Here is a 13,356-nt window from a genome sequence, read left to right as displayed (position 1 = left end):
TCGGAGTTTTAAATTTTGAATCCATAAAATATGGCAAATTTAAAAGAAATACGAGGGCGAATAACTTCCATCTCTTCTACGATGCAGATTACAAGTGCGATGAAAATGGTTTCCGCTGCGAAACTAAAGAAAGCACAAGATGCCATCGTGATGTTGAGACCTTATTCTGAAAAGCTACAGGAAATTATTGAGAATGTAAATACAAGTTCAGATGCAGATAAGGTTTCTATCTACGCTAAACAAAGAGAAGTAAAGAGAGTATTGTATATTGCAATATCTTCTAACAGAGGTTTAGCAGGAGCATTTAACTCTTCTATTATTAAAGAGCTTAATGCTCAGTTATCACAAAATTCTGATAAGAAGGTAGAGGTGATTACTATAGGTAAGAAGGTTTATGATGCAGTAAAGAAGATTAGAACTCCATATAGTAATGAAAGCCATATCTTTGATAATCTTAGCTTTGAGGCGGTTGCTAATATTGTTTATGGAGTGATGAAAGATTTCCGTGAGGAGAGATTTGATGAAGTGTATCTTATTTATAACAAATTCTTAAATGCTGCTACCCAAACAGTACAAACGGAAAAACTTTTGCCTATAGCAATTAAGGATTCTGAAGAAGGTGATAAAGCTATAGAGATTGACTATCTTTTTGAGCCAAATAGAAATGAGATTTTAGATGTACTTATCCCGAAGTCTATCAAAACTCAAGTTTATAAAGCTGTTTTGGATTCTATTGCTTCAGAACATGGGGCTAGAATGACGGCGATGCATAAGGCAACAGATAATGCTCAAGCTCTTAAGAATGAATTAGTAATTTACTATAATAAAGCACGTCAGGCTGCTATTACTAATGAAATTTTAGAGATTGTTTCTGGTGCTGAGGCTCTTAAGAACGGATAATAATCGGTTTAAAATGAATAATAAAAAGGTATTAGAAATTTTTCTAGTACCTTTTTGCATTATATGATGTTACCAATACAATATTGCTGAAAATTATAGAGATTATATATTGTTGTTAAAAAAATATTTATCTTTGCATATCACTATAATTTATAAAATTAAATGGATCCCGACAGTATAGTCAAAATTTTTATCGCAATTTTCTTAGTTCTACTAAATGGCTTTTTTGTAGCCGCAGAGTTCTCAATAGTTAAAGTACGCTATTCTCAAATTCAAATTAAAGCTGCCGAGGGTAATGCTATGGCAAAGCAGGCAGAAGACATTATCAAAAACTTAGATGCCTATCTTTCTGCTACTCAGTTGGGTATTACTTTAGCCTCTTTAGCATTAGGTTGGGTGGGAGAAAGTGCACTTCATCACATTATAGAAGGCTTGTTTAAGTACTTTAGTATCAGTGTAGATACTACTACGGTTACCACAGTATCTTTGGTGCTTAGTTTCCTTATTATTACTGTGATGCATATAGTATTTGGAGAGTTGGTTCCCAAATCTATAGCGATACGAAAGGCAGAAGAAACTACCTTGTTCATTGCGGCACCGCTCAAATTGTTCTATAATATTTTTAGACCATTTATATGGTTGATGAACTCTATTTCTAATGCTTTTTTAAGATTGATAAAGATAAACCCTGCCTCAGAGCATGAAATTCATTCTACTGAAGAATTACAGCTTCTAGTAAAGCAAAGTGCTGATGGTGGTGAGATAGAAGAGGAAAATTACGAAATTATAAAGAACGCTTTTGATTTTACAGACCATTCTGCAAAGCAGATTATGGTGCCACGTCAGAATATTTTATCTATTGATATAGAAACTTCGATAGATGAAATTATAGAAATTATAATGGAAAGTGGTTACTCTCGTATTCCTGTTTATGAAGGTTCTATAGACAATGTGATAGGTATATTTTATACTAAGGAAATTATTAGAAACTATATTAAAACTAAAGGGCAGCTTACTCATGAAGATTTAAGAGGCTTTTTAAGAGAGGCTTATTTTGTAGTTGGAAGCAAAAAGATTTCTGACTTATTGAAGAGTTTCCAGCTTAAAAAACAGCATATTGCTATCGTGATAGATGAGTTTGGAGGTACGGAAGGTATCATCACGCTAGAGGATATATTAGAAGAGTTGGTGGGAGAGATACAAGATGAGGAAGATGAAGAAGAAAAGATAGTAGATAAAATAGGAGAAAATACTTATTGGGTTAAAGCCACTCAACCACTCGAAGAAATTAACGATTTTTTACCAAAACCATTACCTGAAGAGGGTGAGTTTAATACTTTAGCAGGTTTTATACTTCATCGTTTGGAAGAAATTCCAGAGGAAAATCAAGAGTTTGATTTTGAAAATTACCATTTTAAAATACTGAAAATGAATAATAAAAGTGTAGAAATGGTAGAGCTTACCTATGATGATAGCTTTTTTGGAGAATCGGGGGAAGGTACTAATGCTAACTAATAGTTATTTCAAACTATGAAAATGGTTTTTCAAAATATCCCTAATAAAGAGAACGAAGAAGAGGTTAGCGTTTTGTCTTCCACTGAAGCGAAGCATAAACTTGTATTGCATAATGATGATTTTAACACCTTTGATTTCGTTATAGAGTCTCTTATGGAAGTATGTGCTCATACATTAGAACAGGCAGAACAATGTACGTTCTTGGTACATTATAAAGGTAAATGTACTGTGAAAACAGGTAATTTAGAACTGATTGAGCCTATGCACAAAAAACTACTTTTAAGAGGGCTATCTAGTGAAATAATCTAAAAATAATCTCATGCGTTGGTTGAAGTTTGTTTTAGTTTTAGGGGTGCTGTTGGCAGGTATTTACGCGGTCTCCATGTTGTTTGTTGATGAGAGCAAATCCTTTAAAGTAGAAAGAGAGATTGATTATCCCATAGATAAAGTTTATCCACAATTTAGTAACTTTCAGAATCTTACCAGATGGTATCAGTACTTTACCCAAAATCCTAAATTGAAATTTGAATATTTCCTACCTTATGAAGGGCAGGGAAGTTCTATGAACTTTGTAGATGCTAAAGAAGGGGTAGGAATGGTATTTATTAGATATGAAAACTTCGAAAAAACTCTGAGATACGAGTTTTTTGATGCGGATACTAATGCACCTCTCAAAGTAGATATTAAATTTTTGCCAAAGGGAGAAAAAACGAGATTGATATGGATGGTAACTACACCGAAGAAAGCACTTCTAGAACGTTACGTTAATCTGTTTTCAGTAGAAAATTTTGAGGGAATGGTAGATGAGAGCCTTCGAAATTTAAAAGCAGTATTGAGTAATAAGGTGGATAAAATGGAAATTTTAACCAATATCAAATATGATAGCCTTATGGTAGAAAATCAAGAAGCAGCCATTTTAGTAGGAATAAATGCCAATACTCAGAATAAAAACAAAACTATTTATTTTAAAGATTTAGTTAAAAATCATCATAAGGTAGTCAATTTTGTGATGAATGACTTGGATAAAAAGGAAGATGAGTTTGGTTTTCCTATGCTCATCACTCAAGCTAAAAGTTATAAGGATAAAGAGGTAAGCTATTTTTATGGAATACCGCTGTCTAAAAAATCAGAGATTACAGATAACAACTTTACTTATCATATGCAGGACGCTTCTAGATTGTATGTGATGTATTATAAGGGAGATTATGCTAATAGAGTTTCGGTTATCAATAAGTTATTAAAAAAAGCAGAGGAAGACAGCTTAAGGACTGGTAAATTACAAGAGGTCTTTATAGAAACACCTGTAGAGAATAAACCAGTATTGCTAAAAATAGCATTACCAGTATCGTCTTAAAAGATATGAAGGAAAAAATAAACTTTGGTTATTGGAGTTTTCTGAATCGTTTTTTTTTAATAAATTTGTGCATCGTATAAAAAGTTAAATTTAAAAAACAGATAAATCTGTCATAATGGATAAATTTTCATTCTTAAATGCAACACATGCTGATTTCATAGATAGCATGTACCAGCAGTACTTAAAATACCCAGATAGTTTAGAGCCATCTTGGAAAGCTTTTTTTCAAGGGTTTGATTTTGCTCTAGAAAATTTTGGTGAAGACGATTCTTTTACAGAAAAAGTAGGTGCGTCTTCTTTATCTCAGCAAGTAGGTGTCCCAGATGATATTATAAAGGAGTTTAAAGTTCTTAACTTAATAGAGGCTTATAGAACTAGAGGTCATTTGTTTACTAGAACTAACCCTGTTAGAGAGAGAAGAACTTATCTCCCTGATTTATCTATAGAGAATTTTGGATTATCAAAGTCAGATTTAGATACTAAATTTAACTCTGCTACAGAAACAGGAATGCTGGGAGCTGCTACTTTGGCAGACATTATTCGTCATTTAGACCAAATTTATTGCGACTCTATCGGTATAGAATATATGCATATTCGTGAGGTGGAGGAGAAGGAATTTATTCGCCAGTGGATTTCTAAGAATGAAAATCACCCAGAACTTTCGGCAGACGAAAAAATACAGATTTTATCTAAGCTCAATCAAGCGGTAGCATTTGAAAACTATCTTCATACTAAATTCGTAGGACAAAAGAGATTTTCACTGGAAGGAGGAGAGTCTTTAATCCCTGCTTTAGACCAGCTTATTAGTCGTTCTTCAAAACATGGTGTAGATGAAGTGGTTTTGGGTATGGCACACAGAGGGAGGCTTAATGTATTAACTAATATCTTTGGGAAATCATACAAGCAAATCTTCTCTGAATTTGAAGGTAAAGAATTTGAGGAAGATGTATTTTCTGGAGATGTTAAGTATCACTTAGGTTCTACTACGAAAATAAAAACGGCTGCAGGAGAAGAGGTAATTATCAATTTAACGCCTAACCCGTCTCACTTAGAAACTGTAGCTTCTTTAGTACAAGGTATTTCTAGAGCTAAAATAGACCATACTTACGGTAATAATTTTAAAAAAGTATTACCGATTGTTATCCATGGAGATGCAGCTATTGCAGGACAAGGAATTGTCTACGAGATTGCACAAATGATGACTTTAGACGGCTACAAGACAGGAGGAACGGTTCATATTGTAGTTAATAATCAGGTAGGATTTACAACCAACTATCTAGATGCGAGGTCTTCTACTTATTGTACGGATATTGCTAAGGTAACAGACTCGCCTGTGATGCATGTAAATGCAGATGATGTAGAGGCTGTGGTACATGCAATTAGATTTGCGGCAGATTATAGAGCAGCGTTTGGCAAAGATGTTTATATAGATTTGTTAGGATACAGAAAGTACGGACATAACGAAGGTGATGAGCCTCGTTTTACGCAGCCTAAACTTTATAATACCATTGCGAAACACCCTAATCCTAGAGAAATATATAAAGTAAAACTAGAGAAAGAAGGAGTGCTTTCTGAAGGAGTGTTGAAGAAGATGGAGGAAGAATTTAAAACCCTTCTTGATAAAGATTTTGATGCATCTAAAGAAATTCAAAAAAATACTTTAGATGTATTTATGGAACAGGTTTGGATTAAGTATCTAGACCCTGCAAATAAACAAAAAGTTCTAAAGGCTGTAGAAACTCAATACAATGCTGAACAGTTAAAAGAGTTGGCAGTTAAGATGTCTTCTTTACCTAAAGACAAGGCGTTCATAAGAAAAATCACTAGACTTTTTGAACAAAGGCTAAAAATGATAGAAGAGGATAAGTTAGATTGGGCAATGGCAGAACTTTTAGCTTATGCTACGCTTCTTGCAGAAGGGTACAATGTGAGAATTTCTGGGGAAGATGTGGAGAGAGGTACTTTCTCTCACCGTCATGCAGTGGTAAAAACAGAAGATGCAGAGGAGGAATATGTACCATTACAACATATCAACGAAAGTCAGCAGTTTCATATTTATAACTCATTACTATCAGAGTACGCTGTTTTAGGGTTTGATTATGGTTATGCTATGGCATCGCCTGATACTTTAACCATTTGGGAAGCACAGTTTGGAGATTTCGTGAATGGCGCTCAAATTATTGTGGACCAATATTTGGTAGCTGCAGAAGAAAAATGGAAGCTGCAAAATGGTTTGGTAATGTTGTTACCTCACGGCTCTGAAGGGCAAGGTGCAGAACACTCTTCGGCTAGGTTAGAGAGATTTTTAACGCTTTGTGCTAATAATAATATTTTCGTAGCTAACTGTACAGTTCCAGCCAATTATTTCCATTTATTGAGAAGGCAAATGAAGTTTCCGTTTAGAAAACCGTTAGTGGTAATGACACCTAAGTCGTTACTAAGACACCCTAAGGTTATTTCTTCTATGGAAGAGTTAGCAAACGGAAGTTTCCAACCAGTGATTGATGATGCTACGGCTGATGCTTCTAAGGTGGAGAGATTAGTGATGTGTTCTGGTAAGGTTTACTACGATTTATTGGCTAAAAAAGAGGAATTGGGAGATGAGAAAGTAGCTTTAGTAAGGCTGGAGCAGTTATATCCTTTGGATTCAGAGAAAATAGAGACTGTGTTGTCTAAATATTCTAACAGAAAAGATTTTGTATGGGTTCAAGAAGAGCCAGAGAATATGGGAGCTTGGTCTTATATTTTGAGAAATTTCCGCAAGTATGATGTACAAGTAATTGCACCAGTTCCTAGTGGAACGCCAGCACCAGGTAGCCATAAGAAGTATGAGATTAACCAAACTAATGTAATTAACCAAACATTTGGTATCTAGAAATAGAGTAATATTAAAAATAAAAATCAACGAATAATAAAAAAATACCCCAATATGTCAATATTAGAAATGAAAGTTCCCTCTCCGGGAGAGTCTATTACAGAAGTAGAAATCGCTACTTGGTTGGTTCAAGATGGTGATTATGTAGAAAAAGATCAGCCTATTGCAGAAGTAGATTCTGATAAGGCAACGCTAGAACTTCCAGCTGAAGAAAGTGGTATCATTACGCTAAAGGCAGAAGAAGGCGACGTAGTAGAAGTAGGACAAGTGGTTTGTCTAATTGATATGAGTGCGGCTAAACCAGAAGGTGGTGCAGCTAAGCAAGAGACTGCTAAAGTAGAAGAAAATAAAGAAGAAGTTAAAGCAGAAGCTCCAAAACAAGAGGCTTCTCCTGCAACCTATGCTACAGGAACACCGTCTCCTGCAGCTAAGAAAATTCTAGATGAAAAAGGGGTAGAGGCATCTCAAGTAAAAGGAACAGGTAGAGATGGTAGAATTACTAAAGAAGATGCAGAACAGGCTTCTGTACCGGCTATGGGTTCTGTATTTGCTACTAATGGGTCTAGATCTTCTAAGACAACTAAATTATCTTCATTGAGAAGAAAATTAGCTCAGCGTTTAGTTTCTGTTAAGAATGAGACGGCGATGCTTACTACTTTCAATGAGGTAGATATGAGTGAGATTTTCAGAATTAGAAAACAATATAAAGAGGAGTTTGCAGCGAAGCACGGTGTAGGTTTAGGCTTTATGTCTTTCTTTACAAAGGCGGTTACTAGAGCGTTACAAATGTATCCAGAGGTAAACTCTATGATAGACGGCAATCAAATGATTACTTATGATTTCTGCGATGTTTCTGTGGCTGTATCTGGTCCTAAAGGGCTTATGGTTCCTGTACTTAGAAATGCAGAAACAATGTCTTTCCGTGGTGTAGAGGCTAGCATTAAGGAACTAGCAGAGAAGGCAAGAAACGGGAAAATTACGGTAGATGAAATGACAGGAGGAACTTTTACTATCACTAATGGTGGGGTATTTGGGTCTATGCTTTCAACACCGATTATCAATCCGCCTCAATCTGCAATTTTAGGAATGCACAACATTATCCAAAGACCAGTGGCAGTAGATGGGCAAGTAGTTATTCGTCCAATGATGTATCTAGCATTATCTTATGACCATAGAATTATAGACGGAAGAGAATCTGTAGGTTTCTTAGTAGCGGTAAAAGAAGCTATTGATAATCCTGTAGAACACTTGCTAGGAGGTGATGAAAGAAGAGGACTAGAGCTTTAATCAATCACATTAAAATAATTTAAAAACTCCCACTCAATTCTTTTTGGGTAGGAGTTTTTTATTATTACTTATAGGGGTAGTAGTTGTAATTAAAATCTTTAAATTTGTATCTTTAAATTTAGACTTTGTGGAGACAAGAGAGAAAATAATCATCATAGGAGGCGGTTTTGCTGGGTTGCAACTCGCAAGAAAACTCAATGGTAAAAGGAAAAAAGTAATGGTGATAGATAAGGTAAATCATCACATGTTTCAGCCTTTATTTTATCAGGTGGCGTGTGGGAGGATAGAACCTTCCAACATATCGTTTCCTTTTAGAAAGATATTCCAAAAGTCTAAAAATATACAATACAGAATGACGGAGGTTACCAAAATACTTCCTGAAGAAAATAAAATCATTACAGAAGATTCCGAGTTTTCTTATGATAAACTGATTATAGCTACAGGGTGCAGAACCAATTTTTTTGGTAACGAACAAATGGAGCAATTGAGTTACGGTATGAAAAATACTCAGGAAGCTATCAGTATTAGAAATCATATTTTACTCACTTTTGAGAAACTTATTATAGAAAGAAAGAGGTCTGATGATGGCAATTGGAATATCGTAATTGTAGGGAGTGGTCCTACGGGGGTAGAATTAGCAGGGGCATTTGCGGAAATGAAGGCAGATATTTTGCCTAGAGATTATCCTAAGATGAATTTCAAAGATTTAGAAATAATTTTGGTAAGTTCCACCAAAAAGCCACTCGCTGTAATGAGCGAAGAAGCACAGAATAAATCGGAGGAATATCTTAATAAGTTGGGAGTTAAATTTATCAGTGATGACAGAGTGGTAAACTACGATGGAAATAAAGTTTATCTAAAAAGTGGTAAAGAAATTCCGTCTAATAATGTGATATGGGCAGCTGGTGTAACAGGAAATATCATTGAGGGATTATCAGAAGAGCAAATCATTAACAATAGATATAGAGTAGACCGCTACAATAGAGTAAAAGGTTACAGCAATATATTTGCGATAGGAGACATCGCTTATATGGAAACTCCTAAATATCCTAAAGGGCACCCTCAGGTAGCTAATGTAGCCATAAATCAAGGAAGAAACTTAGGTGATAATCTAAACAAACGCTCCGAAAACGATTGGAAAGAGTACGAATATTTTGATAAAGGTTCTATGGCAACGATAGGGAAACATAGAGCTGTAGTAGATTTACCATATATGAAGTTTCAAGGCTTTTTTGCATGGTTTTTTTGGATGTTTTTACATTTAATGCTGATTCTTTCGGTGAGAAATAAAATCGCTATATTTTTCAACTGGATGTGGAGCTATCTCAATGGAGATTCTTCTTTAAGATTGATTATACTGCCTAACAAAAAAAACAGAACAGAACAATGAGAATAGATATTATAAGTGTAGTACCAGAGCTAATGGAAAGTCCTTTTAAGACTTCTATTCTTAAAAGAGCTATGGAGAAAGGCATTGCAGAAGTCCACTTTCATCATTTAAGAGAGTGGGGTGTAGGTAAACATCGCCAAGTAGATGACGAGCCTTATGGTGGCGGTGCAGGTATGGTAATGATGGTAGAACCGATAGACTTGTGCATTTCTAAACTAAAATCTGAACGAGAATACGACGAGGTAATTTACCTTACACCTGATGGAGAAACTTTAAATCAAAAAATAGCCAACACACTTTCTATCAAAGAAAATCTTATTCTTTTGTGTGGGCATTATAAAGGTATAGACCAAAGGGTGAGAGATTTACATATCACTAAAGAAATTTCTATTGGAGATTTTGTTTTAACGGGAGGCGAACTTGCAGCTTGTGTCTTGGCAGATGCTGTTATAAGGCTATTGCCAGGTGTTCTTAACGATGAGCAATCGGCTCTTACAGATAGTTTTCAAGACGATTTGTTAGCCCCACCCATTTACACTCGTCCTGAAAATTACAAAGGGCTGAAAGTTCCCGAAGTCTTATTGAGTGGTAACTTTCCTAAAATAGATGATTGGCGTTACGAACAAGCACTACAAATCACTAGAACTAAAAGACCTGATTTGTTAGGAGAAGATTAGAAGATAGGTAAGTTTTAGGAGATGGTATTTCTCTGAATATCATAATTTACAAAAACTATCTAGGTATATTCTTTTATTTAAAATATCCTCCTTATTTTTGCGGAGCTAATGATGAACTTTTCATTATTGATGATTAAATTATTATGAAAAAAATCCAAAATATTCTTGTATCCACCCGTACTATGGCGGTGTTGCTGTTGGTTTATGCTTTATCTATGGCGTATGCCACTTTTATGGAAAACGATTATGGCACGCCTACGGCAAAGGCTTTTATCTATGAGTCTAAATGGTTCGAGGCAATTATGTTTTTGCTTATCATCAATTTTATAGGCAATATTGGCAGGTATCGCTTATGGAAACGAGAAAAGTGTCCTTTATTGGTTTTCCATTTATCATTTATTTTGTTGTTTATAGGAGGAGCTATTACTAGATATATCAGTTACGAAGGAACGATGCACATTCGTGAGGGAGAAACTTCTAACGAAATAGTAACTAGCAAAAATTTCTTTAAAATCCAAATAGAAGAAAAAGGAGAAGTGCTTAATTATAAGGATATTCCATTCTTGATGACGCCAGAAGTGCCTTTTTGGTCTAAAGTTACCAATCATTACTTTAAAGCGGCTTACGACTTTAATGGTAAAAAAATAAAGGTAAAGCAATTGGCTTACACGCCTAGGAAGAAAGATAGTATAAAGGTAACGCCTAACGGTAAGGAGTATCTTCATTTTGTAACCACAGACGATGCAGGAAGGTTAGAGTATTATTTGTCAGAAGGAGAGGTTAAAAATATCGGTGGTACATTAGTAACTTATAACAGACCGATAGATGGAGCGGTGGAGTTTAAAAAACAAGACGGAAAACTTTACATTAAAACTCCTGTAGATGCTACTTATATGGTAATGGCGAGTCAAGAAGTGGGGGCATCTCCTAAAGACGAATACACGCCGTTATCTCTTAGAAGTTTATACACGATTAACCAAATGAGAATTGTAGTGCCTGAAGGACTGAAAAGAGGCGAAATAGTATCTTATTCTGGGGATAAAAAGAAGGATAAAAATATACCTGATGAGCTTTTACTAGAGGTAGAAGGTCCTAAAACTAAGCAGCAAGTTAGCCTACAAGTACAGGAAGGCAATCCTAACTTGGTAAAACAAATTTCGTTAGATGGTATGAATATGATGTTGGGGTTTGGTGCTAAAGTTTACACAACGCCATTTGCATTGAAGTTAGACGATTTTGTGATGGAAACTTACCCAGGTAGTTCTTCGCCATCTGCTTATGAGAGCCATGTTCAGATTATAGATAATGGTAAACAAACACCATACAAAATTTATATGAATAATGTACTTAATTATCGTGGGTACCGTTTCTTTCAATCTAGTTTTGACCCAGATAGACACGGCACGATACTATCGGTTAATCACGACTATTGGGGAACACTTATTACCTATATAGGCTATACACTTATGTTTATTGCAATGTTTATTACTCTGTTTTGGAAGGGAACTCGTTTTTGGTCTTTAAATAAAATGCTAAAAGATATTAGTAAGAAAAAAGCGTTAGGAATATTATTACTGGTGTTGAGCTTTGGTTTTCTACAAGCACAACCAAAAACGCCAACAGCCAAACCTTCTACTCAAAAAGTGCTTTCTGCCGATGATATGGTACAGCACATCAATATAGATAAGGCTCATGCAGAGAAATTTGGTTCTTTGTTAGTGCAGAGTTATGATGGGAGAATACAGCCAGTAAATACACAAGCACTAGATATTTTAAGAAAACTTACGGGTAAAGAATCTTTTAAACAACTAGATGCTAACCAGTGGTTTTTGTCAGCGACTATAGACCCAATGTTTTGGGCACAAGTACATATTATTAAGGTAGAGACTAGAGGGAAAGTAGGAGAAGAATTAAAGAAAAAAACCAAGGCGAATGACGAAGGTTATACTAGTCTTGTAAATCTTTTCCCTGCGGATAAGTTTGGTAATCTTCGTTTTGTTTTAGAAGATGATTACAATGAGGCTTTTAACAAAAAACCAGCCGAACAATCTAAGTACGACCAAGCAGTCATCAAACTTAATGATAAAGTACAAGTGATGAATGCCCTAATGTCTTGGCAATATTTCCGAGTGATACCCGTACAGAACGACCCTAATCACAAATGGAATTCTGTAATGGACGCTAACTTCCAAATAGATACTAATGCACAGGAGGTGTTAGGTCCTTACCTTTCTTCGGTACTGATGGCTACACAAAGCGATAAGTGGGCAACTGCTGATAAAGAACTAGATAAAGTAAAGAGCTATCAAGCAAAATGGGGTAAAAATGTTATTCCGCCTCAAACTAAGATAGACTTAGAAATTTTAATGAACAAACTTAATCTCAACTTTAAGTTGATGATTTTTTATAGCGTTGTTGCTGCATTATTATTGGTACTTGGTTTTGTAGAATTATTTAAACCTAGTCGTTGGCTACATAAAGTTATTAAAGTGATTTTAGCAGCAGGGATATTGGGCTATCTTGTTCATTTTGTAGGCTTGGGTATCAGATGGTACATTTCAGGACACGCTCCGTGGAGTAACGGCTATGAGGCGATTATGTTTATTTCTTGGGTAGGCATTAGTGCAGGGTTATTACTTTACAGAAATAATAATGCTTTGATACCTTCGGCAGGTTTCTTAGTGGCGGTATTGCTGATGGGCTTTGCTCATGGTGCGGTAAGTCTAGACCCGCAAATTACACCTTTGGTACCAGTGCTTAAATCTTATTGGTTAGTAATACATGTGGCTATTATTACCTCTAGTTACGGATTCTTTGCGTTGTCCTTTATTATAGGAATTATGGTACTGTTGTTTTACATTGTTTCTAGTAAAGCTACTTTCCAAGAACATAATGATACCACGATAAAAGAGCTTACTGCCGTTTCGGAAATGTCGCTTACGATAGGGCTTTTTGCACTTACGATAGGTACTTTTTTAGGTGGAGTTTGGGCTAACGAATCTTGGGGAAGATATTGGTCTTGGGACCCTAAAGAAACTTGGGCATTTATATCGGTTATGGTGTATGCTTTTGTATTACATATGCGTTTGGTGCCAGGGCTTAGAGGGCGTTATGCCTTTCATATGGTAACGATGTTTGCTTTTAGTTCGGTTATTATGACTTACTTTGGGGTTAATTACTATCTTTCAGGGTTACACTCTTATGCGGCAGGAGACCCTATCCCTGTACCAGCGTGGGTTTATATTACAGGGGCGAGTATGATTACCATTTCTTTAGCGGCGTGGTTTAAATATAAAAAACTGAACTCCAAAAACTAAGAGTAAAATCATTTTTACACAATTTAAAAAATATATTATAG

General features: G+C 35.4%; 9 protein-coding genes. All 9 read left to right on the top strand.

The window, feature by feature from the left end; genetic code table 11:
• The first annotated feature begins 30 nt into the window (after positions 1 to 30).
• The gene (atpG, locus tag RA0C_RS03020) at positions 31 to 900 is read left to right on the top strand and encodes an ATP synthase F1 subunit gamma (protein WP_013446792.1); all 870 of its coding nucleotides are present in this window, start codon (positions 31 to 33) and stop codon (positions 898 to 900) included.
• 162 nt (positions 901 to 1,062) lie between these two features.
• Positions 1,063 to 2,415, top strand: a complete 1,353-nt coding sequence (locus tag RA0C_RS03015) for a hemolysin family protein (RefSeq protein WP_004919934.1) — start codon at positions 1,063 to 1,065, stop codon at positions 2,413 to 2,415.
• Between the two features lie 21 nt (positions 2,416 to 2,436).
• The gene (locus RA0C_RS03010) at positions 2,437 to 2,724 is read left to right on the top strand and encodes an ATP-dependent Clp protease adaptor ClpS (RefSeq protein WP_013446791.1); all 288 of its coding nucleotides are present in this window, start codon (positions 2,437 to 2,439) and stop codon (positions 2,722 to 2,724) included.
• Between the two features lie 10 nt (positions 2,725 to 2,734).
• The gene (locus RA0C_RS03005) at positions 2,735 to 3,769 is read left to right on the top strand and encodes an SRPBCC family protein (RefSeq protein WP_004919925.1); all 1,035 of its coding nucleotides are present in this window, start codon (positions 2,735 to 2,737) and stop codon (positions 3,767 to 3,769) included.
• Positions 3,770 to 3,884: 115 nt separating this feature from the next.
• Positions 3,885 to 6,644, top strand: a complete 2,760-nt coding sequence (locus tag RA0C_RS03000; RefSeq protein ID WP_004919922.1) for a 2-oxoglutarate dehydrogenase E1 component — start codon at positions 3,885 to 3,887, stop codon at positions 6,642 to 6,644.
• 54 nt (positions 6,645 to 6,698) lie between these two features.
• Positions 6,699 to 7,931 (top strand): 2-oxoglutarate dehydrogenase complex dihydrolipoyllysine-residue succinyltransferase, encoded by a 1,233-nt coding sequence (odhB, locus tag RA0C_RS02995; RefSeq protein WP_004919918.1) that lies wholly within the window; start codon positions 6,699 to 6,701, stop codon positions 7,929 to 7,931.
• 43 nt (positions 7,932 to 7,974) lie between these two features.
• Positions 7,975 to 9,321, top strand: a complete 1,347-nt coding sequence (locus tag RA0C_RS02990; RefSeq protein ID WP_004919915.1) for an NAD(P)/FAD-dependent oxidoreductase — start codon at positions 7,975 to 7,977, stop codon at positions 9,319 to 9,321.
• Positions 9,318 to 9,998 carry a tRNA (guanosine(37)-N1)-methyltransferase TrmD gene (gene trmD / locus RA0C_RS02985; protein ID WP_004919912.1) on the top strand — a complete coding sequence of 227 codons (681 nt, stop codon included), beginning with the start codon at positions 9,318 to 9,320 and terminating at the stop codon, positions 9,996 to 9,998. The genes RA0C_RS02990 and trmD overlap by 4 nt, the downstream gene beginning before the upstream one ends.
• A 143-nt stretch (positions 9,999 to 10,141) precedes the next feature.
• Positions 10,142 to 13,315 (top strand): c-type cytochrome biogenesis protein CcsB, encoded by a 3,174-nt coding sequence (gene ccsB, locus RA0C_RS02980; RefSeq protein ID WP_004919909.1) that lies wholly within the window; start codon positions 10,142 to 10,144, stop codon positions 13,313 to 13,315.
• Positions 13,316 to 13,356 lie beyond the last annotated feature (41 nt).

Origin of the sequence: Riemerella anatipestifer ATCC 11845 = DSM 15868 (assembly GCF_000252855.1) — a bacterium.
Taxonomy (GTDB): Bacteria; Bacteroidota; Bacteroidia; order Flavobacteriales; family Weeksellaceae; genus Riemerella; species Riemerella anatipestifera.
This window is presented reverse-complemented; position numbering and strand designations above follow the sequence as displayed.

What these genes read in the sequence shown, in the direction of transcription:
- atpG (WP_013446792.1), top strand. Translation starts at nt 31, where the DNA reads ATGGCAAATTTAAAAGAAATACGAGGGCGAATAACTTCCATCTCTTCT.
- RA0C_RS03015 (WP_004919934.1), top strand. Translation starts at nt 1,063, where the DNA reads ATGGATCCCGACAGTATAGTCAAAATTTTTATCGCAATTTTCTTAGTT.
- RA0C_RS03010 (WP_013446791.1), top strand. Translation starts at nt 2,437, where the DNA reads ATGGTTTTTCAAAATATCCCTAATAAAGAGAACGAAGAAGAGGTTAGC.
- RA0C_RS03005 (WP_004919925.1), top strand. Translation starts at nt 2,735, where the DNA reads ATGCGTTGGTTGAAGTTTGTTTTAGTTTTAGGGGTGCTGTTGGCAGGT.
- RA0C_RS03000 (WP_004919922.1), top strand. Translation starts at nt 3,885, where the DNA reads ATGGATAAATTTTCATTCTTAAATGCAACACATGCTGATTTCATAGAT.
- odhB (WP_004919918.1), top strand. Translation starts at nt 6,699, where the DNA reads ATGTCAATATTAGAAATGAAAGTTCCCTCTCCGGGAGAGTCTATTACA.
- trmD (WP_004919912.1), top strand. Translation starts at nt 9,318, where the DNA reads ATGAGAATAGATATTATAAGTGTAGTACCAGAGCTAATGGAAAGTCCT.
- ccsB (WP_004919909.1), top strand. Translation starts at nt 10,142, where the DNA reads ATGAAAAAAATCCAAAATATTCTTGTATCCACCCGTACTATGGCGGTG.